Origin of the sequence: Streptomyces sp. NPDC004647, assembly GCF_040609575.1 — a bacterium.
In the GTDB taxonomy this organism is placed as follows: domain Bacteria; phylum Actinomycetota; class Actinomycetes; order Streptomycetales; family Streptomycetaceae; genus Streptomyces.
The window spans coordinates 22,727-45,111 of the sequence record NZ_JBEXKU010000065.1 but is presented as its reverse complement, the minus strand read 5'-3'; the positions used below and the strand labels follow the sequence as shown (position 1 = coordinate 45,111).

Sequence of the window (22,385 nt, the reverse complement as noted above, 5' to 3'; positions counted from 1 at the left end):
CTTTTTGGTTTTACATTAACCGGGGGGGGGGGGGGCCCTGGTTGTGGGGCGCGCCCCCGGCCGCCGGAGTTACTGCCGGAGTTGCCGGACCTCGGGGAGGTGGCTCAGAGGTCGAGGCCGGTCAGGACCATGACCCGCTCGTAGGTGTAGTCGTCCATCGCGAAGCGCACGCCCTCACGGCCGACACCGGACTGCTTGACGCCGCCGTACGGCATCTGGTCCGCGCGGTACGAGGGGACGTCGCCGATGATGACGCCGCCGACCTCGAGCGCACGGTGTGCCCGGAAGGCGGTCTGCAGGTCGTGCGTGAACACGCCCGCCTGGAGGCCGTACTTGGAGTCGTTGGCGGCGGCGAAGGCGGCGGCCTCGCCGTCGACCTTCTGCAGGGTCAGCACCGGACCGAAGACCTCCTCGCAGGAGATCGTGACATCGGCCGGTACGTCGGCGAGCACGGTCGGGGTGTAGGAGGCACCGTCGCGCTTGCCGCCGGTGAGCAGCTGCGCGCCGGCCTGCACGGCCTCGTCGACCCAGGACTCCACGCGCTTGGCCGCGTCCTCGCTGACCAGCGGGCCGACATCGGTCGCGCCGTCCGAGGGGTCGCCGGTGACCTGGGCCTCGACGGCCGCGATCACCTTCGGCACGAGCCGGTCGTACACGGAGGCGTCGGCGATGACCCGCTGCACCGAGATGCAGGACTGGCCGCCCTGGTAGTTGGAGAAGGTCCCGATACGGGTCGCGGCCCAGTCCAGGTCGGCCTCGGAGGAGAAGTCCGGCAGGACGATGGCCGCGCCGTTGCCGCCGAGCTCCAGGGTGCAGTGCTTGCGCGGCACCGACTCCATGATCGCGTAACCGACCTTGTCGGAGCCGGTGAAGGAGATGACCGGCAGCCGCTCGTCCTGGACGAGAGCGGGCATGCGGTCGTTGGCCACCGGGAGCACGCTCCAGGAGCCTGCCGGGAGCTCGGTCTCGGCAAGCAGCTCGCCGAGGAGCAGACCGGACAGCGGGGTCGCCGGAGCGGGCTTGAGGATGATCGGCGCGCCGACCGCGATTGCCGGGGCGATCTTGTGCGCGCAGAGATTGAGCGGGAAGTTGAACGGTGCGATGCCGAGCACGGCGCCGCGGGGGAAACGACGGGTCAGGGCGAGCCTGCCGACGCCACCGGCGTCGGAGTCCAGCCGCTGAGCCTCACCGCCGTTGAAGCGGCGGGCCTCCTCGGCCGCGAACCGGAACACCGAGATGGCGCGGCCGACCTCGCCGCGCGCCCACTTCAGGGGCTTGCCGTTCTCGGCGGAGACAAGGCGGGCGATCTCCTCGGTGCGCTCGACGAGCCGGCGCGACACATGGTCGAGCGCGGCAGCCCGTACGTGGGCCGGTGTCGCGGCGAACTCGTCGCGCACCGCGTGCGCGGCGGCCACGGCCTCCTCGACCTGGGCCTCGGTGGGAACGCTCACCGTGCCGACGAGACTGCCGTCCCAGGGGGAAGTGACGTCGAACGTATCGTCGCCGGTCGCCTCGCGGCCGGCGAGCCAGAACGCGTGGTGTGTGGTCACAGCGGATCCCGGCCCTTCCGAAGTGGTGGGGATGTGCGGTGGGCTAGCGCAGAGCGGGTGTGCCGGCGTCGCGGGCCCGGCCCGAGCATCCGGACAACGCTCTGGCCCCCACCGTAGGGGTCGGGACGGCAAATGGCGTTTGTCCGAGGTGGAGTGATGGCGACGGGTTCCCGCGCCGCTTTGTCACCTGCGGTGGGCTTCGGGGTCTGAGCCTGTCCGGGCTGCTGCGCGGCGGACGATTCGCCGGGCCCCGCGAGATGCGGGGCGGGCCGCGGATGCGGGGCGGGCGGTCTGCGCCGGCCGCCCGGCGCACCCGGCCACCCGCTCCCGCACTCGCCTCGGCGGCCACCCGCACGCCACCGGCAGCGCGTCCGCCGGGCCGACGCATGGCCGGGCGCGGGTCAATCCGTTGGCGACGAGGTGGCCTTCAGGGCCAGCCAGAGCTCCATGCGGACGTCGGGGTCGTCCAGGGAGCGGCCGAGGATCTCCTCCACGCGGCGCATCCGGTAGCGCAGTGTGTGGCGGTGGACGCCGAGGTCGGCGGCGGCCGCGTCCCACTGGCCGTGGCGGGAGAGCCAGGCGCGCAGCGAGGCGACCAGGTCACCGCGGCCGGTCGCGTCGTGCTCGTGGAGGGCGCGGAGCATGCCGTCGGCGAAGGCCCGTACGGCGTCGTCCGCGAGGAGCGGCAGGACGGATCCGGCGGCGACCTGCTCGTGCTCCACCAGGACCCGGCCGCGGCGGCGGGCCACGGACAGGGCCTGTTCCGCCTGCCGGTAGGCGTTCGCCGCCGCTATGGGGCCCGCCGGGGCGGAGAGGCCTATGACCGGTTCGTGGTCCTCGGCCGCGCCGCTCGGCTCATGCGACCGGCCGGCCACGGCGCGCCGGGTCTCCAGGGCCGCGGCGTGCTCCGCGCAGGCCGCGACGGCCGCCCCGCCGTCGGGCGCCAGCACGGTCAGGCGTGTACCGGCCGGTACGGCCAGCACGGGTTCGCCGTTGCGGGCAGCGGCCGACTCCAGGGCATCGGCGAGCGTGCCGAGGGGGTCGGGGTCGGGCTCGCCCTCCCCGGACCTCGTGGCGCCTTCGGCCGAGGGTGCGGCGCCGGGTGCGACTTCGGCGGCGAGCACCCGGAACGGCGCGTCGAGCAGGCCGCCGTACAGCTCGCCCGCCACGGTCCGGGCGTGCTCGGGCTCGCCGGCCAGCAGCATCCGCAGCACGGCGGCGCCGAGCCGCTGTTCCGCCTCGAACAGGGCGCGCGAGCGCTCGGTGGTGAGGGTGAGCAGGGCGATCGCGGAGTGCACGGCGTACCGCTCGGCTGTCCCCAGCGGTGCGCCGGTGCCGACGGCGAGTACGCCGCGGGCCCGGCGGCCGGTCCCGAGCGACTGCAGTTCGACCCGGTCCTCACGGTCGTCGCCGACGCCGACCACCGCGCTGGCGGGGGCGGGCCGCTCGCGCAGCCGCTCGACATCGCCCGCGAGCCGGGCGGCGCGGCGGGCCGCCCACTCGGGGGCGGCGGCGACCACCGCGCCGGAGGCGTCGTACAGCGCCGCCCACCCGTCCGTGTGCGCGGCCAGCCGGGAGAGGAGAGCGGTCGGGCCCTCGGCGCTCAAAGCGGCCCGGGTCAGCTCCCGTTGGGCCTCGAACCCCGCGGTGACGGCCCGGTACTGGTCGGCGGCGATGGCCGCCGAGACGGCCTTGCTGATCGCGATGAAGGGCGTGCGCCGCGGGACCTCCAGCAGCGGCAGATCCTGCTCCCGGGCCGCGTCGACCAGTGCCTGCGGGATGTCCTCATAGTTGACGCCGACGGCGAAGCCGAGGCCGACGACGCCCGAGTCGGCGAGCCGCCGCACGTACCGGCGCATCGCGTCCGCGTCCGTGGCGTCGAGCTTCATGGCGGTGGTGAGCAGCAGTTCCCCGCCCTCCATGTACGGGACGGGATCGTCCAGCTCGCTGACGTGCGCCCAGCGCACAGCCGTCTCCAGCCGGTCCTCCCCCGCGCGGACGACCAGCTTGAGCGCGGAGTGGTGGACGAGGGAGGCAAGCGTGGGAGGCATGGCACCTTCAGCGACGATTTCGCCGTCCCGTATGAACGGCTGCTACCGATTCTGCCTCAGCGGATGAATCCGCGGGACCCGTCCACGGACTCGGCAGGCGAGTGCGCTTCGAGCGCGCTGCGCGTGCCCTTGCTTGCCCTTCAGGACCGCAGGTCGACCAGGACCGGCGCGGCGTGCGCGCCGCGGACCGTGGTCAGCGAGAGGACCCCATGGCCGGCGGGAACCGAGTGCGCCAGCTCGGAGGCGGACCAGCGCTCGCGCTCCACCTTCCGTACGGTTACGGACTCGGCCGTCACGGCCCGCCCGGTCACCAGCCGGCGCACGGTGTGCACCACCCGCGTGAACGGCTCGTCCGCGATGATCTGGCGGTTGGTGACATCGCGGGTCTCGACCCACTCCTTGCCCCACACCTCGGCGAACCGAGCGCCGTCCCAGGTCGTCACCCCGGCCAGGGCCATCCGGCAGCCCACCGCTCCGAGCAGCGCGGTGCGCAGCGTCTCGGGCACGTCATCGAGGGTCCGCAGGGTCAGCACCGCCCCGGCGTTGGCCGAGCGGAGCCGCTGGATGCCGCGCAGCGCGTCCGCGGTGACGGTGTGCGTCGCGTCGTCCAGGAGGACGCAGGCGAAGAGCGACCGGTCCGTACGGGCCGCGGTGCACTCGGTGAACTGGGCGAGCACCAGGCGGGCGAGCATCCTCGAGGCCTCGGCGTGGCCGCGCTCGGGCAGGTCGATACGGACCCGCAGCGGGTGTTCGAGGGCGCGCAGCGAGAACGGACGGCTCTCCCCCGTCGGGTCGAAGAAACCCGCGAAGGCGGGCCGGTCGAGGAGGGCGATCCGGTCGGCGAGCAGCGCCCCCGCGTCTCCCGGACGGCCCGACTGCCGCTCGCGCGCGTCGAGTTCGCGCAGCTGTGCGGCCTGCCCGGCCTCCTCGAGTGCGGTACGGAGGGCGTCCAGGGCCGCGGCCGAGCCGTCGAGGAGTTCCCGCAGCTCCGGCACGGACGGGAACCGGTCGTGGACGGCGCGGTACGGCCCGAGGAGTTGGGCGAGTGCGGTGGCGGCGCGGCGGCTGTCTGCCGCGGGATCGGTCGCGGCGAGGTCTCCGATGAGCCCCTCGGCGAGGACCGCGGCCGCCTCGTCGGGATCAGTGGTGCCGCCGTAGAGGTCGAGGTCGTAATCGGAGTCAGTCCGTCCGATCTTGATCACGACATCGAACGCGTCATCGGGCGCGAGTCCGGCCCCCGCGGCCCCGACGGCGACGACCGCCGCCTGACCGGCGAGCGCCTGGAGGCACAGCGACTCCAGTACCGGCCGCACCACATGGCTGGTCTTCCCGCAGCCGGGCGGGCCGACGGCCAGCAGCGAGGTGCCCAGGAGGCCGGGGTCGAGAGCGAAGCCCGCACCCCGGTGCTGGTGCGGGTTGCGCTGGTCGTCCGCCGCGGTGCCGATGCGGACCTGGCGGGCGAGCAGGTCGTGGCGGGCGGTGCGGAGGGGCAGGTCACGCGCGCCGGACGGGTGCGCGCACGCCGCCGCTCCGTGGCGCTGCACGGTGTCCGTGAAGGCCGCCAGGCGCGTCGGCCGGGCACGTACGGACTGCCAGGCGCGGTCGATCCGGGCGTGGTCCACATCGTTCATCCGGCCGGAGCGTGCCTCGTCCGCGAGCCGGTCGGCGGCCGCCCCGGCTCCGGCTTCCCGCAGCTCCGGCCACTCGGCGGGGTCGCTCTGCGGGCTCACGGGGAGCTGGGCGGAGGTGTCGTCCCACATCCGGTGCAGCACCGGCGCCCCGTACCGGCGCCAGATCTCCGCCCAGCGGCCGAGGCGAGCGGAGAAGACGGCCAGACCGGCCACCCACAGCGCGTAGTAGACGTACGTGACGACCGCGTAGGCCACCTCTTTGCCCGCTGTCTCCCCCACTTGCCACGCATGGGGAGTGAGGACCGCGAGCGGCCAGGTCCAGTACGACCCCAGATAGCCGTTCCACAGCAGGGACCAGATGAGCCACCCGATGAGAAAGGCGATGACCGCGCCGCTGATCAGCTGTCGGCCCGGGATGCGGTCCGGCTCCTCGCGGGGCCTGGGCCGGTGGCCGTACCTCCAGATGCCGGGCTCGGTCTCTGCACGCGGGGTGCGCAGCCACGTGGTGAACGCCTGGCCCGGGTGCTCGGGCGGGGCGGCCGGACGGGGCGGCGGTACGGGGCGCGGGGGCGGACCGGCGGGCCGGGGCCGTGGCACGTGGCTGGATCGCGTTTCGCGTGAGTCGTGGGTGCCCTCGGTGTCCATGTACTGCCCTCGTCCCCTCACCAGCCAGGCGTCTGCTTACGCGCCAAGCCTCAATCTAGTGCCCCTGCCAGGGGAGTTCACCGGTCCTGAAGGAGCGACGAGCGCCTGCCGGCCGCCGGCGGGAGAGGACGGGCCCGGCACCCGGCCCCGGGAGCGGCCGTGACGCCCAGGCCGGGACCGACGTGGATCCGGCCCCGCCGGAGAAGGCCCGGCGGCCGCCTGGGCGCCGGTATATCCGCCACGGACAAGGTGACACGCCCAGATCTACCGAACGGAGCATGCACCGCACCGCTCCCCGGCCCTAGCCTGCGTGAGTAAGACCACGTTCATCCCCGTACGAAGCACCCACGAGCACAGGAGATCACCATGACCGCAACCGCCGGAGGCCCCACGCTCCCGCAGGAGCGCCGTGTCGTCACCTCGATCCCCGGGCCCAAGTCCCAGGAGCTGCAGGCCCGCCGGAACGCAGCGGTCGCCGCCGGTGTCGGGTCCGTGCTGCCGGTCTTCGCCAAGCGCGCGGGCGGCGGTGTCCTCGAGGACGTGGACGGCAACTCGCTCATCGACTTCGGCTCCGGCATCGCCGTGACCTCGGTCGGCAACAGCGCCGAGGCCGTCGTACGCCGTGCCTCCGCCCAGCTCGCCGACTTCACGCACACCTGTTTCATGGTGGCCCCCTACGAGGGCTACGTGGAGGTCTGCGAGGAGCTGGCCAAGCTCACTCCCGGGGACCACGCGAAGAAGTCGGCGCTGTTCAACTCCGGCGCCGAGGCGGTGGAGAACGCGGTGAAGATCGCCCGAGCCCACACCAGGCGCCAGGCGGTCGTCGTGTTCGACCACGGCTACCACGGCCGGACGAACCTCACGATGGCGCTCACCTCCAAGAACATGCCGTACAAGCACTCCTTCGGCCCGTTCGCGCCCGAGGTCTACCGCGTGCCGGTGGCCTACCCCTACCGCTGGCTGACCGGCCCGGAGAACTGCGCCGAGGAGGCTGCGGCCCAGGCCATCGACATGATCACCAAGCAGGTCGGCGCGGAGAACGTCGCCGCGATCGTGATCGAGCCGGTCCTCGGCGAGGGCGGCTTCATCGAGCCGGCCAAGGGCTTCCTCCCCGCGCTGGTGAAGTTCGCAGGCGACAACGGCATCGTCTTCGTCGCGGACGAGATCCAGTCCGGCTTCTGCCGCACCGGCCAGTGGTTCGCGTGTGAGGACGAGGGCATCGTCCCGGACCTGATCACCACCGCCAAGGGCATCGCGGGCGGTCTGCCGCTCGCCGCCGTCACGGGCCGCGCCGAGATCATGGACGCCGCGCACAGCGGCGGCCTGGGCGGTACGTACGGCGGCAACCCGGTGGCCTGCGCCGCAGCCCTCGGTGCCATCGAGACCATGCGCGAGCTGGACCTCAAGGCCAAGGCCCAGCGGATCGAGCAGATCATGAAGCCGCGCCTCACCGCCATCCAGGAGAAGTACGACGTCATCGGCGATGTCCGCGGCCGTGGCGCGATGATCGCGATCGAGCTGGTGAAGTCCGGTTCGAAGGACCCCAACCCGGAGGCGACGGCCGCGCTCGCCAAGGCGTGCCACTCCGAGGGGCTGCTCGTCCTCACCACCGGCACGTACGGCAACGTCCTGCGCTTCCTGCCGCCGCTGGTCATCGGCGAGGACCTGCTGAACGAAGGCCTGGACATCCTCGAGAGCGCGTTCGCCAGGCTCTGATCCGCACGCCGCGCCGGTCCGGCCGCGCCCCGGCTTCCCGGGTCGTGGCCGGGCATCATGGGACTCGTGAAGAATGTGTGGGAAGCCCATGGTGGACGGGTGTTTCACCTGTCCGGTCCGCTCCTGGAAGCGTACGGTCTCAGCAGATGAGAGAAACACCCCGCTCGCAGGAGACTGCGGGCGATGTCGAGTCGGTGCATCCCCAGCTCCGGCCCGGCTGTGCCCTCGCGCACACGACTGGAGCCTCTGGCTCCGGAACTCCTCACCGATCGGATGGCCGCCCGCCCCACACCCCCCGGGGCGCGCGGCACACCGATCGCAACGGACGCCCCGGAACTCTCCCCCCTGTTCCGGGGCGTCCGGCATTTCTCCCTCTTCTGGTTCCGGCCTTGTGCGCGGTCCTCTTCACCCTGGTCACCTGGCAGGTGGCGGCCGATGGCCCACTGCTTGCCCCGGACGAGCGGGCGGGGCGGATCCTGTCCCGTCCGCACAGCTACTCGCCCATCGCCGAGTTCTGCGCCGACCTGGGCAACGCGCCGATCGCCGTGTCCGTACTGGGAGCGGCGATCTGCTGGGCCGCCTGGCGCGGCTTCCGCACCCGGGTACGCCGCTGGTGGCTGCCTCCCCTGGCCGCGGCCCTGGCGATGGGGGCCGTCCCGGCGGTCGTCGTCCCCCTCAAGCTCTGGATCGGGCGCCCGGGACTGCTGGGCCCGGCGGAGGGGTACGGCTGGTACCCCTCCGGCCACGCGGCGACGGCCACCGTCGCCTACGGCATGGCGGCCCTGCTGCTCGCCGCTGTGCCGCGGCGGCGGGCCCGGGCCCGCCGCCTGCTCGCGGCCGCGGCCGTCCTGCTGAACCTCGTGGTCGCCGCCGGACTGATCCGCCGTGGCTACCACTGGCCCCTGGACGTCCTCGCCAGCTGGCTCCTCTTCGGGGCGCTGCTGTACGCCGTCAGCCGTCCGGTCCTCGGACGAGCCGCGCCGCGGCCGCACACCTCACCCGCTCCGGAACCGTCGGACCGGTGAGATACGGGCCCTAGGAATCGAAGCCCAGACCGATCCGGTCCATCGTCCTGAGCCAGAGATTGCGCCGCCCGCCGCCCGCGTCCGCCCGGGCGAGCGACCACTGCGTGATGCCGATACCCGCCCAGCGCACCGGCTCCGGCGGGAACGGCAGCGGCTTCGAACGGACCATCTCCGACTCCGTGCGCTCGGTGCGCTCGCCGCTCAGCAGGTCGAGCATCACGTCCGCGCCGAAGCGGGTCGCGCCGACGCCCAGTCCCGTGTAGCCGAGGGCGTAGGCGACGCGGCCGCCGTGGGCCGTGCCGAAGAACGGTGAGAAGCGGGAGCAGGTGTCGATGGCGCCGCCCCAGGTGTGGCTGAAGCGCAGGCCCTCGAGCTGCGGGAAGCAGCGGAAGAAGTGCCCGGCGAGCTTGAGATACGTCTCCGGGCGCTGGTGGTAGTCCTCGGCGATCCTGCCGCCGAAGTGGTAGATGACGTCGTAACCGCCCCAGAGGATCCGGTTGTCCGCCGTCAGCCGGAAGTAGTGGAAGTGGTTGGCGCTGTCGGCGAGTCCCTGGCGGTTCTTCCAGCCGATCGACGCCAGCTGCTCGTCGCTCAGCGGCTCGGTCATCAGCGCGTAGTCGTACACCGGGACGATGTACGGGCGCACCCGCCGCACCAGGGACGGGAAGGCGTTGGTGCCGAGCGCCACCCTGCGGGCGAGGACCCGGCCGTACGGCGTGGTCACGGACATCCCCCCGCCGCGTGCGGTGAGTTCACCGGCGGGCGAGTGCTCGTAGATCCGTACGCCCAGGTCGAGGCAGGCGCGCTTGAGGCCCCAGGCCAGCCGGGCGGGGTTGAGCATCGCCACGCCCGTACGGTTCCAGACGCCGGCCCGGAAGGTCGGCGAGTCGACCTCGGCCCGTACCTGGTCCCGGTCCAGATACGACAGGTCGATGCCGAGCTCGGCGGCCTTTTCGGCCGACTCGCGCAACTCGGCGACCTGGTGCGGATCGGTGGCGAGGTCGATCTCACCCGTGCGTTCGAAGGCGCAGTCGATGGAGTGGCGGGCCACGGCGGACTCGATCTCGTCGAGGTTGCGGTGGCCGAGCAGCTCCAGCTTGGCCAGCTCGTCCGGCCAGCGGGCGAGCCCGTTGGCGAAGCCGTGGGTGAGGGAGGCTGCGCAGAATCCCCCGTTCCGGCCGGAGGCGGCCCATCCGGCCTCCTTGCCCTCGACGAGCACCACGTCCCGGGCGGGGTCACGTTCCTTGGCGAGGAGCGCGGTCCACAGTCCGGAGTACCCGCCGCCGACGACGAGCAGGTCACAGTGCTCGTCGCCGACGAGGGCGGGGCGGGCGCGCGGCTTGTCCGGGTCGTCGAGCCAGTACGGCACCGGCTGGGCGTCGGCCAGGGACATGGCGGGATTCATGGCGGCTGTGGCCATGATTTTCAGCTCCTCTTGCGGCGTTTGCCGAGCAGTTGACCGGTGAGTACGCACAGGACCGCGACCGCGAACATCGCCGTTCCGACGACGTTGACCTGCACGGGCGTACCGCGCTGCGCCGATCCCCAGACGAACATGGGGAAGGTCACGGTCGAGCCCGAGTTGAAGTTGGTGATGATGAAGTCGTCGAAGGACAGGGCGAAGGAGAGCAGCGCGCCGGCCGCGATGCCGGGCGCGGCAATGGGCAGGGTGACGCGCAGGAACGTCTGCAGCGGCGAGGCGTAGAGATCCTGTGCGGCCTGCTCGAGCCGGGGGTCCATGCTCATCACACGTGCCTTGACCGCCGTCACGACGAAGCTCAGGCAGAACATGATGTGCGCGATGAGGACGGTCCAGAAGCCGAAGTCGGCCCCGACGTTGAGGAACAGCGTGCCGAGCGAGGCGGCCATGACCACCTCGGGCATCGCCATCGGCAGAAAGATCAGGGTGTTCACCACGCCCCGCGCCTTGAAGCGGTAGCGGGCGAGGGCGAAGGCGATCATCGTGCCGAGCAGGGTCGCGCCGAGGGTCGCCCACACCGCGATCTGGAGGCTGAGGGAGAGCGATCCGCAGAGGTCGGCGACACCGCACGGGTCGGACCAGGCGTCGGTGGAGAACTGCTGCCACTCGTAGTTGAACCTGCCGCGCGGCTTGTTGAAGGAGAAGACCATGACGATGACGTTCGGCAGGATCAGATAGGCGAGCGTCAGCGCGCCCGCGATCACCACCAGATTGCGTCGGAGCCGGCGCATCAGACGAGGTCCTCCGTCCCGGACTTGCGGATGTAGACGGTCACCATCGCGAGGATCGCCGCCATGAGGATGAAGGACAGCGCGGCGGCCGTCGGGTAGTCGAGCACCCGCAGGAACTGCGACTGGATGACGTTGCCGACCATCTTCTGGTCGGTGGAGCCCAGCAGTTCGGCGTTGATGTAGTCACCGGTCGCCGGGATGAAGGTGAGCAGCGTGCCCGCGACGACGCCCGGCATGGACAGCGGGAACGTCACCTTGCGGAAGGCCGTGAAGGGCTTGGCGTAGAGATCGCCGGCCGCCTCGTGCAGCCGCCCGTCGATCCGCTCCAGGGAGGTGTAGAGCGGCAGGATCATGAACGGCAGGAAGTTGTACGTGAGTCCGCAGATCACGGCGAGCGGCGTGGCCAGTACCCGCTCGCCCTCGGTGACGCCGAGCCAGGAGGTGACATCCAGGATGTGCAGGGTGTTGAGCACCTCGACCACCGGGCCGCCGTCGGCGAGGATCGTCTTCCAGGCGAGCGTACGGATCAGGAAGCTGGTGAAGAACGGTGCGATGACCAGGATCAGCACCAGGTTTCGCCAGCGTCCCGCCCGGAAGGCGATGGTGTACGCGAGCGGGTAGCCGACCAGCAGGCAGAGCAGGGTGGCCGTGCCGGAGTACAGCACCGAGCGCAGGAACTGCGGGTAGTACTCGCCCAGCGCGTCCGCATAGGTCGCGAAGTGCCAGGTGACCTTGAACCCCTCTTCGAGGGAGCCGGTCTGCACGGAGGTGGAGGCCTGGTAGACGAGCGGTGCGGCGAAGAACACCAGCAGCCACAGGATGCCGGGGAGCAGCAGCCAGTACGGGACCAGCCGCTTGCGTCCGGAGGGCTTCCGTACGGCGGGCGCGGGCTCCGGGGGCGCGTCGGTGACGGTCACGAGCCCTCCTCGATGTCCGTGCCCGCCTCGATGTCCTGGGTGGCGTCGAGACCGAAGGTGTGGGCCGGGTTCCAGTGCAGGACGACGTCGGCTCCGGGCACGAGACGGGCGTCGCGCTCGATGTTCTGCTCGTAGACGGACAGCTCACCGGCGGCCGGGCTGTGGACGACGTACTGCGTGGAGTGGCCGACGAAGCTCGCGTCCGCGATACGGCCGGTGATCCGGTTCCGCCCCTCGGGTAGGGAGCCCTCCTCGTCGGCGTGGGCCAGGGACACCTTCTCGGGACGTACGCCGGCCAGGATCCTCCCGCCGGTGCGGGCCGCGGTGGAACAGCGCTGCGCGGGCAGCCGGAGCTTGGCATCCCCGGCCTTGAGCAGCAGGTCGTCGCCGGTGGCCTCGGCGACCTCGGTCTCGATGAGGTTGGAGGTGCCGAGGAAGTTGGCGACGAAGGTGGTGTTCGGGTTCTCGTAGAGATCGGCGGGGGCACCCAGCTGCTCGACGCGGCCGGCGTTCATCACCGCGACGGTGTCGGCCATGGTCATGGCCTCTTCCTGGTCGTGGGTGACGTGCACGAAAGTGATGCCGACCTCGGTCTGGATGCGCTTGAGCTCGAGCTGCATCTGGCGGCGCAGCTTCAGGTCCAGGGCGCCCAGCGGCTCGTCGAGCAGCAGCACCTGGGGGTGGTTGATGAGCGCGCGGGCGACGGCGACCCGCTGCTGCTGGCCACCGGAGAGCTGGTGCGGCTTGCGGCGCGCCATCGGCCCGAGCTCGACGAGCTCGAGCATCTCCTCGACCTGCTTCTTCACGGACTTGATGCGGCGGCGGCGCAGCCCGAAGGCGACGTTCTCGTAGATGTCGAGGTGCGGGAAGAGCGCGTAGTTCTGGAAGACGGTGTTGGCCGGGCGCTTGTACGGCGGCAGGGCGGTGACGTCCTTGCCGGCGATCTCCACCGTCCCTGTCGTCGGCTCCTCCAGACCCGCGATCATGCGCAGGGTGGTGGTCTTGCCGCAACCCGATGCCCCGAGCAGGGCGAAGAAGGAGCCCGCGGGCACGGAGAGGTCGAGCGGGTGGACGGCGGTGAAGGTGCCGTACGTCTTGCTGATCCCGGTGAGGCGGACGTCTCCGCCGGTGTTCTCTGTCGTCATGGGTGGCAGTCCAGGTTCGTTTGGGCGGGAAGTCCGGGCCGTCAGGCGCCGATGAGCTTGGCGAACTTCTCTTCGAACGCCGTCTCTTCCTTGGAGGAGAGGAGCCGGAAGTTGTGCGCCTTCTCGGCCATCGCCTTGTCGGGGAGGATCAGCGGATTGCTCGCGAGTTCCTTGTCGATCTTCGCCAGCTCTTCCCGTACGCCGTCGACCGGGCACACGTAGTTGATGTAGGCAGCGATCTTCGCGGCGACCTCTGGCTCGTAGACGTAGTCGATGAACCGCTCGGCGTTCTTCTTGTGCCGGGCCTTGTTGGGGACCAGCAGGTTGTCGCTGGACATCATGAAACCGGCGTCGGGGATGGCGAACTTGATCGCCGGATTGTCCGCCTGGAGCTGGACGAGGTCGCCGGCCCAGGCGATACAGGCCGCGAGGTCGCCCTTGTTGAGGTCGTCGATGTAGTCGTTACCGGTGAAGCGGCGGATCTGCTTGCGGTCGACGCCCTTCTGGAGCCGGTCGAGCGCGGCGTCGTAGTCGTCGGCCGTGAAGTCCTCGGGCTTCCTGCCCATGTCGAGAAGGGTCAGGCCGACGGTGTCGCGCATCTCCGTCAGCATGCCGATCCGGCCCTTGAGCCGGGGATCTTCGAGGAGCTGGGATATGGAGGTGACCTTGCGGCCGCCCGTGGCCTTCTCGTTGTACGCGACGACGGTGGGGATGCCGGTCCACGCGTAGGAGTGGGCGCGGACGGGGTCCCAGTCGGGGCTGCGGAAGGTCTCGGCCAGGTTCGCGTACGCGTTCGGCACGTTGGCCTGGTCCAGCTTCTGCATCCAGCCCAGCCGGATCATCCGGCCCGCGAGCCAGTCGGTCACACAGATCAGGTCGCGGCCGGTGTCCTGCCCGGCGGCGAGCTGCGGCTTGATCTTGCCGAAGAATTCGACGTTGTCGTTGATGTCCTCGGTGTACTTCACCGAGATCCCGGTGCGGCGCTTGAACTCCTCCAGCGACGGCCGGCGCTTGTTGTCGTCGCTGACGTCGATGTACTCCGTCCAGTTGGAGAAGGTGAGTCGCTTCTCCTCGTCGGAGTGGTCGTCGGACGCGGCCGCGTTCTCGCTGCGGCCCGCGGGCGGGATGCCGCAGCCGGAGAGCGCCCCGAGCCCGCCGAGAGCGAGCGCGCCGGCGCCGGTGGTGCGCAGCATCGACCGGCGGGTCATGGCCATACGGCCGTTGGTCATGCTCCGCCGGATGGCGGCGAGCTGGGGCGCGGACAGGGTCTCGGGCTCGTACTGCTCCATGTGCTGTGCCCTTTCACGGGTGTCAGCCGGTGGTCATCCGGTGGCTCGGGTCAGCCGGTCTCTCGGTTTCGGTGGCTCGGCGGGCTCGGTGGCCCGGCGCCTCTGTTGCTCGGTTCGGGTCAGCGGTCGGCGTCGGCGGGCAGCGGCCAGCGGTCAGCGGTCGCCGAAGACGGTGCGGTGCCAGTCCTTCCTGGCCACCGCGGTGTTGTCGTACATCACATGCTTGACCTGCGTGTATTCCTCGAAGGAGTACGCGGACATGTCCTTGCCGAAGCCGGATGCCTTGTATCCGCCGTGCGGCATCTCGCTGAGAATCGGGATGTGGTCGTTGATCCACACGCAACCCGCCTTGATGTCCCGGGTCGCCCGGCCCGTGCGGTAGACGTCGCGGCTCCAGGCGGAGGCGGCGAGACCGTACGGGGTGTCGTTGGCCAGCGCGATGCCCTCGTCGTCGCTGTCGAAGGGCAGGACGACGAGGACCGGGCCGAAGATCTCGGACTGGACGATCTCGCTGTCCTGAGCGGCGCCGGTGACCAGGGTGGGGCGGTAGTACGCGCCCTCGGCCAGCTCTCCCTGCGGTGCTTCGCCGCCGGTGACGACGGTCGCGTAGGAGCGGGCCCGCTCCACGAATGCGGCGACGCGGTCGCGCTGGGCGTGCGAGATGAGCGGCCCGAGGTCGGTCACCGGGTCGAAGGGGTCGCCGAGGCGGACGGTGGCCATCAGATCGGCGACACCGGAGACGAAGGCGTCGTAGAGCGGGCGCTGGATGTACGCGCGCGTGGCGGCGGTGCAGTCCTGGCCGGTGTTGATCAGGGCACCCGCGACGGCGCCGTGCACCGCGGCTTCGAGGTCGGCGTCGTCGAAGACGACGAAGGGGGCCTTGCCGCCGAGTTCGAGGTGGAGGCGCTTGACCGTGCCGGTGGCGATCTCGGCGACCCGCTTGCCGACCTGGGTCGAGCCGGTGAAGGAGGTCATGGCGATGTCCGGGTGACCGACCAGGTGTTCGCCCGCGTCCTTGCCCGCGCCGCTGATGATGTTGACGACGCCGTCCGGGATACCGGCCTCGGTGGCGGCCTGGGCGAACATCAGCGAGGTGAGCGGAGTCAGTTCGGCGGGCTTGAGTACGACGGTGTTGCCCGCGGCGATGGCCGGAAGGACCTTCCACGCGGCCATCTGGAGCGGGTAGTTCCAGGGGGCGATGGAGCCGACGACACCGATCGGCTCGCGGCGGATGTAGGAGGTGTGGTCGGCGCTGTACTCCCCCGCGGACTTCCCCTCCAGTTGGCGGGCGGCCCCGGCGAAGAAGGCGGCGTTGTCCACGGTGCCGGGCACATCGAACTCGGTGGAGAGCCGGATCGGTTTGCCGCACTGCAGCGACTCGGCGTCCGCGAAGTCCTCGGCCCGCTCGGCGAGTACGGCCGCGAAGCGGTGCATCGCGTCGGAGCGCTCGCCCGGGGTGGCACCTGCCCATCCCGGGAAGGCCCGCGCCGCCGACTCGACGACGGCGTCGACATCGGCCGTCCCGGCCAGCTCGTACTCGTACACCGAGTCGCCGGTGGCGGGGTCCACCACCGCGTGCTTGCGCCCGGACGTACCGGGGCGCAGCTCGCCGCCGATGTACTGGGCACCGTCCGAGAAGCGGTCCTCGGCCTGGAAGGGATTGCTCATGACGCTCTCCTCCGCCGGGCCCCCGTGCGGCGGGGGCCAGCGTAGCTCCGGCTCGATTTGAAGGCCGATCCTGACAGAGCAGTGCCCATTCAACAAGGGATTCCGTCGTTGCCTTTTGGTTACGCAACGGATTCGGTCAATGTGTCGGGGCGGGGCCTCGTTCCACATACGGATGGCCGGTGGCGGGTGCCGCGCCGTCGCCACGGAGAAAGGGGCAGCACTGAGCGCAGAGCGGAGCGTGGATAGCGCTTGTTCGAGGTCCGCGCGCCCGGGGCACCTCCGTTGCGCGCACACCGGACAGCTCGGAGGAACGGCCCGGCCGCCGAGGGATGGCCGCGGCGTCCGGTACGAGTCCCGTACGCGTCCGGTGCGGGGCCGCCGTCCGACGGGAGGCCGGGGAGCACGTCGCACCGTCCCTGCACTCCCGCTCCCACGACGACGTCAACAGAGACGTCGCCGGAGACGTCGCCGATGACGCCCCTTGCTACGCCGTGACTAGCGACCGGCCCCCACGACGAGTGAGGTGGCGAACGGGTCGTCGCCCGAGGCGCCCCCGTAGCTGTCGTTCTCGGCGTCGACGATGATCGCGGCCAGCAGGGCCCCGGCGGCGACGATCCCGACCACCCCGAGGATCAGCCCGGCCAGCGCCTGCCCGCCGTTGGTCGCCTCACCCCTGGAGGCCTTCCCCCGCCCGACCGCGCCGAAGACGATCGCGAGCACTCCGAGGATGATCGCGAGAACGGTGGTGACGAAGAGGACCGCGGAGATGATGCCCAGCACGAGCGCGGCGATGCCCATGCCGTTGCTCGGCGGCATCGGCATGGGCTGCCAGCCCTGGCCGTAGGCGGCGCCGGGGTGGCTCTGGTAGCCGTACGGGCTGCCGCTGCCGTAACCGGTGGTGCCGTAGGAGCCCGCGCCGTAGGGCCCCGCCCCGTACGGGGGCGTGCCGTACGACGGCCCGGAGCCGTAGCCGTAGCCGTAGCCACCGGGTGCGCCCGGTCCTGTGGGTGCGATCGGGGGCGGCGGCACCGCGCCGGTGCCCGCCGCACCGGGCTGAGGGGAGGCGGACGCCGGAGGCACGCCGCCCGGCCGGGGCTTGCCCAGCGGCACCGGCCGCTCCGGCGGGGCCCACGGATCGCGCGGCTCCGGCTGCTGCGGCTGCTGCGGCCTCTCGGCGTTGTCGGACATGGTCCCTCTCCCCTTGAACGTCCGACAATGCTACGGCCTGTGCACAGGCGGCGTCCGAGCGTCCCCGATCCCTGCCTACGATGATCCCTGCCGCAACCCGAACTGTCCCCAGGAGGACCGATGGCCGAGCTCCACACCTTCATCGCCGGGCTGCCCAAGGCCGAACTCCATGTGCACCACGTCGGGTCCGCCTCCCCGCGCATCGTCGCCGAACTGGCGGCCCGGCACCCCGACTCCAAGGTCCCCACCGACCCCGAGGCCCTGGTCGACTTCTTCACCTTCCGGGACTTCGCCCACTTCATCGAGGTGTACCTGTCGGTCGTGGACCTGATCCGCGACGCGGAGGACGTCCGGCTGCTGACGTACGAGATCGCCCGTGACATGGCCCGGCAGAGCATCCGCTACGCCGAGCTCACCGTGACCCCGTTCAGCTCCACCAGCCGGGGCATTCCGGACGCCGCTTTCGTCGAGGCCATCGAGGACGCCCGCAGAGCGGCCGAGGCCGATCTGGGTGTGGTCCTGCGCTGGTGCTTCGACATTCCCGGCGAGGCCGGTCTGGAGGCCGCCGAGGAGACCACGCGGATCGCCGTGGACCTGAAGCCGGAAGGGCTGGTCTCCTTCGGGCTCGGCGGGCCGGAGATCGGCGTCCCGAGGCCGCAGTTCAAGCCGTACTTCGACCGGGCCATCGCGGCCGGGCTGCACAGCGTGCCGCACGCGGGCGAGACGACCGGCCCGGAGACGGTCTGGGACGCCCTGACCGAGCTGGGCGCCGAGCGCATCGGGCACGGCACCAGCGCCACCCGGGACCCGCGGCTGCTGGCGCACCTGGCCGAACACCGCATCCCGCTGGAGGTCTGCCCGACCTCCAACATCGCGACCCGGGCCGTGGCGCGCCTCGACGAGCACCCGCTCATGGAGATGGTCGAGGCGGGCGTGCTGGTCACCATCAACAGCGACGACCCGCCCATGTTCGGCACCGACCTCAACACCGAGTACGACGTCGCGGCCCGTCTGCTGGACCTCGACGAGACGGGCCTCGCCGAGCTCGCCAAGAACGCCGTCGGGGCGTCCTTCCTGGACGAGTCCGCCAAGAACAAGCTGGCCGCCGAGATCGACGGGTACACCGCCGCATGGCTGCAGTAGCCGTCGCCCACCGCGGCGACCCGTACCGCGTCCGCGAGAACACCCTGCCCTCCCTGCGCTCGGCGCTGCGGCGGGGGGCCGACGCCGTGGAGATCGATGCACGGCTCACCCGTGACGGGGTGCCGGTGCTGCTGCACGACGCGACGCTCGAGCGGCTGTGGGAGCACGAGCTGCGGCTCGCCGACATCACCGCTCCCGAGCTGCGGGAGCTGACCGGCGGCGGGGTGCCGACCCTGCGCGCGGGCCTCGCCGCGATCTGCGAGACCCCCGCGGCCCGCGCCATGATCGATCTCCCCGACGCCGCCGCGGCGCCAGCGACCGTCGCCGAGGTCCGCACCTTCGGGGCCGAGGAGCGCGCCTACTACTGCGGCGGCGCGAACGCCATGCTCGCCGTCCGCGCCCGGGACCCGCACGCCGAGATCGCCCTCACCTGGACGACCCTCGCCCCGCCCCGCCCGTCCCTGCTGGCGGCCGTCCGCCCGCGCTGGCTCAACTACCGGTTCGGGCTGCTCGGTACGGACCTCGTCGACCGGTTGCACGCCGACGGACTGCTGGTCTCGGCCTGGACCGCGGACACCCGCCGGACCATGAGGCGCCTGCTGCGCAGTGGCGTCGACTCGATCACCACCAATCGGATCGACACGCTGCGCGGGCTGCTGGACGCCACCGCGCCATGACGACGGCGGCGCGCTCCGGCAGGATGCCGGGGCGCGCCGCCGCGAGGGGACCGTACGTCAGCCGTCCAGGGACGTCATCACGTGCTTGATGCGCGTGTAGTCCTCGAAGCCGTACGCCGAGAGGTCCTTGCCGTAGCCGGACTTCTTGAATCCGCCGTGCGGCATCTCGGCGACCAGCGGGATGTGGGTGTTGATCCACACGCAGCCGAAGTCGAGGTTCTTCGACATCCGCATCGCGCGGCTGTGGTTCTTGGTCCACACGGACGACGCGAGCGCGTACTCGACGCCGTTGGCGTAGGTGACGGCCTGTTCCTCGTCGGTGAACCTCTGGACGGTGATGACCGGGCCGAAGACCTCCTTCTGGATGATCTCGTCGTCCTGGTGGAGGCCCGAGACGACGGTCGGGGCGTAGAAGTAGCCCTTGTCGCCGACCCGGTGGCCGCCCGCCTCGACCTTGGCGTGCGAGGGGAGCCGGTCGATGAAGCCGGTGACCTGGGCCAGTTGGTTGGCGTTGTTGAGCGGGCCGAAGAGCACGTCCTCGTCGTCCGGCTGCCCGGTCTTGGTGTCCTTGGCGGCCTTGGCCAGCGCCGCGACGAACTCGTCGTGGATGGATTCGTGGACCAGCACACGCGCCGCGGCCGTACAGTCCTGGCCCGCGTTGAAGAAGCCGGCCACCGAGATGTCCTCGACGGCCTTGGGGATGTCGGTGTCCTCGAAGACGACGACCGGCGCCTTGCCGCCGAGCTCCAGATGGACCCGCTTGAGGTCCTTGGACGCGCTCTCGGCGACCTGCATGCCGGCTCGTACGGAGCCGGTGATGGACGCCATGGCCGGGGTCTTGTGCTCGACCATCAGCCGGCCGGTGTCGCGGTCGCCGCAGACCACGTTGAAGACGCCCTTGGGGACGATGCCGCCGATGATCTCGGCGAGCAGGACCGTCGACGCCGGGGTGGTGTCGGACGGCTTGAGGACGACCGTGTTGCCCGCGGCGAGCGCCGGGGCGAACTTCCACACGGCCATCATCATCGGGTAGTTCCAGGGTGCGACCTGGGCGCAGACCCCGACCGGCTCGCGGCGGACGATCGAGGTCAGGCCCTCCATGTACTCGCCCGCGGAGCGACCCTCCAGCAGCCGGGCCGCGCCCGCGAAGAAGCGGATCTGGTCGACCATGGGCGGGATTTCCTCGGACCGGGTGAGTCCGATGGGCTTGCCGGTGTTCTCCGACTCGGCGGCGATGAGCTCCTCGGCCCGTGCTTCGACCGCGTCGGCGATCTTCAGAATGGCCTTCTGCCGCTCGCCCGGTACGAGGTCGCGCCACGCCGGGAAAGCTGCCTCGGCGGCCGCCATGGCGGCGTCCACGTCCGCGGCCGCGGACAGCGGCGCGGTGGCGTAGGCGTCTCCCGTGGCCGGATTGACCACCTCGGTGGTCCGCCCGTCGGCGGCGTCCCGGAACTCACCGTTGATGTAGTTGCGCAAACGACGCAGCTCGGTGGTCACTTGCCACCCCTCCTGTCAGGTGTCCGATGGGTGAGACGTCCAGCCTAGCCATGGTGGCGACGCTTTCGACATACCCGCCACTCACGATCTACGAAATCAGTCATATTCGAATACCTCAACAACGAATTTCATCGATCCAGGGTTGCCAGACAGTCGAGTCCTCATGCAGAGTGTTGCTCGTGCCCCCACGAACTCGCGACACCAGAGCCGTCAACGGAAACACGCCGGTCGACTCCGTTTCCCTGGCGATCATCGAACAGCTCCAGGAGGACGGACGCCGTCCGTACGCTGCGATCGGGAAGGCCGTGGGCCTGTCCGAGGCCGCGGTCCGGCAGCGCGTACAGAAGCTGCTCGACCAGGGCGTCATGCAGATCGTCGCCGTCACCGACCCGCTCACGGTGGGTTTCCGGCGGCAGGCGATGGTCGGGATCAATGTCGAGGGCGATCTCGACCCGGTGGCCGACGCGCTGACGGGGATGGAGGAGGTCGAGTACGTGGTCGTCACCGCGGGCTCGTTCGACCTCATCGTGGAGGTCGTCTGTGAGGACGACGACCACCTGCTGGAAATGATCAACAAGCGGATCCGCACGCTTCCCGGCGTGCGCTCCACCGAGAGCTTCGTCTACCTCAAGCTCCGCAAGCAGACCTACACATGGGGAACCCGATAGCCATGAGCGCCGACCTCTCCCAGAAGGCGTACGACCACCTGTGGATGCACTTCACCCGCATGTCGTCGTACGAGAACGCCCCCGTACCGACCATCGTGCGCGGCGAGGGCGCCTACATCTTCGACGACAAGGGCAAGAAGTACCTCGACGGCCTGGCGGGCCTGTTCGTGGTACAGGCGGGCCACGGCCGTCGGGAGCTGGCCGAGGCCGCCGCCAAGCAGGCGTCCGAGCTGGCCTTCTTCCCCGTGTGGTCCTATGCCCACCCGAAGGCAGTCGAATTGGCCGAGCGGCTGGCGGACTACGCTCCGGGTGACCTCAACAAGGTCTTCTTCACCACCGGTGGCGGCGAGGCCGTCGAGACGGCGTGGAAGCTGGCGAAGCAGTACCACAAGCTCACCGGCAACCACACCAAGTACAAGGTCATCTCACGGGCCGTCGCCTACCACGGCACCCCGCAGGGCGCTCTGTCCATCACCGGCCTGCCGGCCCTGAAGGCCCCCTTCGAGCCGCTGGTCCCCGGCGCGCACAAGGTGCCGAACACCAACATCTACCGGGCCCCGATCCACGGCGACGACCCCGAGGCCTTCGGCCGCTGGGCCGCCGACCAGATCGAGCAGGAGATCCTCTTCGAGGGGCCCGATACCGTCGCCGCCGTCTTCCTCGAACCGGTGCAGAACGCCGGCGGCTGCTTCCCGCCGCCGCCCGGGTACTTCCAGCGGGTCCGCGAGATCTGCGACCGGTACGACGTCCTGCTCGTCTCCGACGAGGTCATCTGCGCCTTCGGCCGCCTGGGCACGATGTTCGCCTGTGACAAGTTCGGCTACGTCCCGGACATCATCACCTGCGCCAAGGGCATGAGCTCGGGCTACTCCCCGATCGGCGCCGCGATCGTCTCCGACCGGATCGCCGAGCCGTTCTACCGGGGCGACAACACCTTCCTGCACGGCTACACCTTCGGCGGCCACCCGGTGTCCTCCGCGGTGGCGCTGGCCAACCTCGACCTCTTCGAGCGCGAGGGACTGAACCAGCACGTGCTGGACAACGAGTCGGCGTTCCTGTCGACCCTGCGGAAGCTGCACGACCTGCCGATCGTCGGCGACGTCCGCGGCAACGGCTTCTTCTACGGAATCGAGCTGGTCAAGGACAAGGCGACCAAGGAGTCCTTCACCGCCGAGGAGTCGGAGCGGGTGCTCTACGGTTTCGTGTCGAAGAAGCTCTTCGAGTACGGCCTGTACTGCCGCGCGGACGACCGCGGCGACCCGGTCATCCAGCTCTCGCCGCCGCTGATCTCCGACCAGTCGACGTTCGACGAGATCGAGCAGATCGTCCGCCAGGTCCTCGCCGAGGCCTGGACCAAGATCTGA

17 protein-coding genes are annotated in these 22,385 nt (G+C 70.8%); 6 read left to right on the top strand and 11 right to left on the bottom strand.

Translation table 11 applies throughout. From position 1 onward, the window contains the following. Positions 1-104: 104 nt before the first annotated feature. The 3 genes from ABZW18_RS25465 to ABZW18_RS25455 form a co-directional block, all read right to left on the bottom strand. A complete protein-coding gene (locus ABZW18_RS25465) occupies positions 105-1,550 on the bottom strand; it encodes an aldehyde dehydrogenase family protein (RefSeq protein WP_356191394.1) in 1,446 nt (481 codons plus the stop codon). 401 nt (positions 1,551-1,951) lie between these two features. Further along, the gene (locus tag ABZW18_RS25460; protein ID WP_356191392.1) at positions 1,952-3,601 is read right to left on the bottom strand and encodes a PucR family transcriptional regulator; all 1,650 of its coding nucleotides are present in this window, start codon (positions 3,599-3,601) and stop codon (positions 1,952-1,954) included. A 140-nt stretch (positions 3,602-3,741) separates the two neighbouring features. Further along, positions 3,742-5,877 (bottom strand): ATP-binding protein, encoded by a 2,136-nt coding sequence (locus tag ABZW18_RS25455; protein ID WP_356191390.1) that lies wholly within the window; start codon positions 5,875-5,877, stop codon positions 3,742-3,744. Positions 5,878-6,243: 366 nt separating this feature from the next. Here ABZW18_RS25455 and gabT point away from each other — a divergent pair, with 366 nt between their 5' ends. After that, on the top strand, positions 6,244-7,593 hold the full coding sequence (gene gabT / locus ABZW18_RS25450) for a 4-aminobutyrate--2-oxoglutarate transaminase (protein ID WP_356191387.1): 1,350 nt from the start codon (positions 6,244-6,246) through the stop codon (positions 7,591-7,593). A 389-nt stretch (positions 7,594-7,982) separates the two neighbouring features. Next, positions 7,983-8,618: a phosphatase PAP2 family protein gene (locus ABZW18_RS25445; RefSeq protein WP_356191385.1), complete on the top strand. Its 636-nt coding sequence runs from the start codon at positions 7,983-7,985 to the stop codon at positions 8,616-8,618. A 10-nt stretch (positions 8,619-8,628) separates the two neighbouring features. Here the strand turns inward: ABZW18_RS25445 and ABZW18_RS25440 are convergent, their stop codons facing one another. The 7 genes from ABZW18_RS25440 to ABZW18_RS25410 form a co-directional block, all read right to left on the bottom strand. Beyond that, positions 8,629-10,038, bottom strand: coding sequence for an FAD-dependent oxidoreductase (locus ABZW18_RS25440; protein WP_356191383.1), 1,410 nt, complete (start codon positions 10,036-10,038; stop codon positions 8,629-8,631). 5 nt (positions 10,039-10,043) lie between these two features. Then, positions 10,044-10,829 carry an ABC transporter permease gene (locus ABZW18_RS25435; RefSeq protein WP_356191381.1) on the bottom strand — a complete coding sequence of 262 codons (786 nt, stop codon included), beginning with the start codon at positions 10,827-10,829 and terminating at the stop codon, positions 10,044-10,046. After that, entirely contained in the window at positions 10,829-11,746 is a 918-nt protein-coding gene (locus ABZW18_RS25430) for an ABC transporter permease (RefSeq protein WP_356191379.1), read from the bottom strand. Before ABZW18_RS25430 ends, ABZW18_RS25435 begins: the two co-directional genes overlap by 1 nt. After that, entirely contained in the window at positions 11,743-12,891 is a 1,149-nt protein-coding gene (locus tag ABZW18_RS25425) for an ABC transporter ATP-binding protein (protein ID WP_356191377.1), read from the bottom strand. Before ABZW18_RS25425 ends, ABZW18_RS25430 begins: the two co-directional genes overlap by 4 nt. 41 nt (positions 12,892-12,932) lie before the next feature. Continuing rightward, a complete protein-coding gene (locus tag ABZW18_RS25420; RefSeq protein ID WP_356191375.1) occupies positions 12,933-14,180 on the bottom strand; it encodes a spermidine/putrescine ABC transporter substrate-binding protein in 1,248 nt (415 codons plus the stop codon). Between the two features lie 153 nt (positions 14,181-14,333). Further along, entirely contained in the window at positions 14,334-15,848 is a 1,515-nt protein-coding gene (locus ABZW18_RS25415) for a gamma-aminobutyraldehyde dehydrogenase (RefSeq protein WP_356191372.1), read from the bottom strand. Positions 15,849-16,343: 495 nt separating this feature from the next. Beyond that, positions 16,344-17,036, bottom strand: a complete 693-nt coding sequence (locus ABZW18_RS25410; RefSeq protein WP_356191370.1) for a DUF4190 domain-containing protein — start codon at positions 17,034-17,036, stop codon at positions 16,344-16,346. A 120-nt stretch (positions 17,037-17,156) separates the two neighbouring features. On the opposite strand from ABZW18_RS25410, the gene ABZW18_RS25405 reads away from it, so the two are divergent. Both ABZW18_RS25405 and ABZW18_RS25400 read left to right on the top strand, forming a co-directional pair. Then, positions 17,157-18,179, top strand: a complete 1,023-nt coding sequence (locus ABZW18_RS25405) for an adenosine deaminase (RefSeq protein WP_356191368.1) — start codon at positions 17,157-17,159, stop codon at positions 18,177-18,179. Continuing rightward, positions 18,167-18,856: a glycerophosphodiester phosphodiesterase gene (locus ABZW18_RS25400; RefSeq protein WP_356191365.1), complete on the top strand. Its 690-nt coding sequence runs from the start codon at positions 18,167-18,169 to the stop codon at positions 18,854-18,856. The genes ABZW18_RS25405 and ABZW18_RS25400 overlap by 13 nt, the downstream gene beginning before the upstream one ends. 57 nt (positions 18,857-18,913) lie before the next feature. Here the strand turns inward: ABZW18_RS25400 and ABZW18_RS25395 are convergent, their stop codons facing one another. Continuing rightward, on the bottom strand, positions 18,914-20,353 hold the full coding sequence (locus ABZW18_RS25395; protein WP_356191364.1) for a gamma-aminobutyraldehyde dehydrogenase: 1,440 nt from the start codon (positions 20,351-20,353) through the stop codon (positions 18,914-18,916). A 179-nt stretch (positions 20,354-20,532) separates the two neighbouring features. Between ABZW18_RS25395 and ABZW18_RS25390 the strand changes: the two genes are divergently transcribed. After that, a complete protein-coding gene (locus tag ABZW18_RS25390; protein ID WP_356191362.1) occupies positions 20,533-21,021 on the top strand; it encodes an Lrp/AsnC family transcriptional regulator in 489 nt (162 codons plus the stop codon). Further along, positions 21,006-22,385: an aspartate aminotransferase family protein gene (locus ABZW18_RS25385; protein WP_356191360.1), complete on the top strand. Its 1,380-nt coding sequence runs from the start codon at positions 21,006-21,008 to the stop codon at positions 22,383-22,385. Before ABZW18_RS25390 ends, ABZW18_RS25385 begins: the two co-directional genes overlap by 16 nt.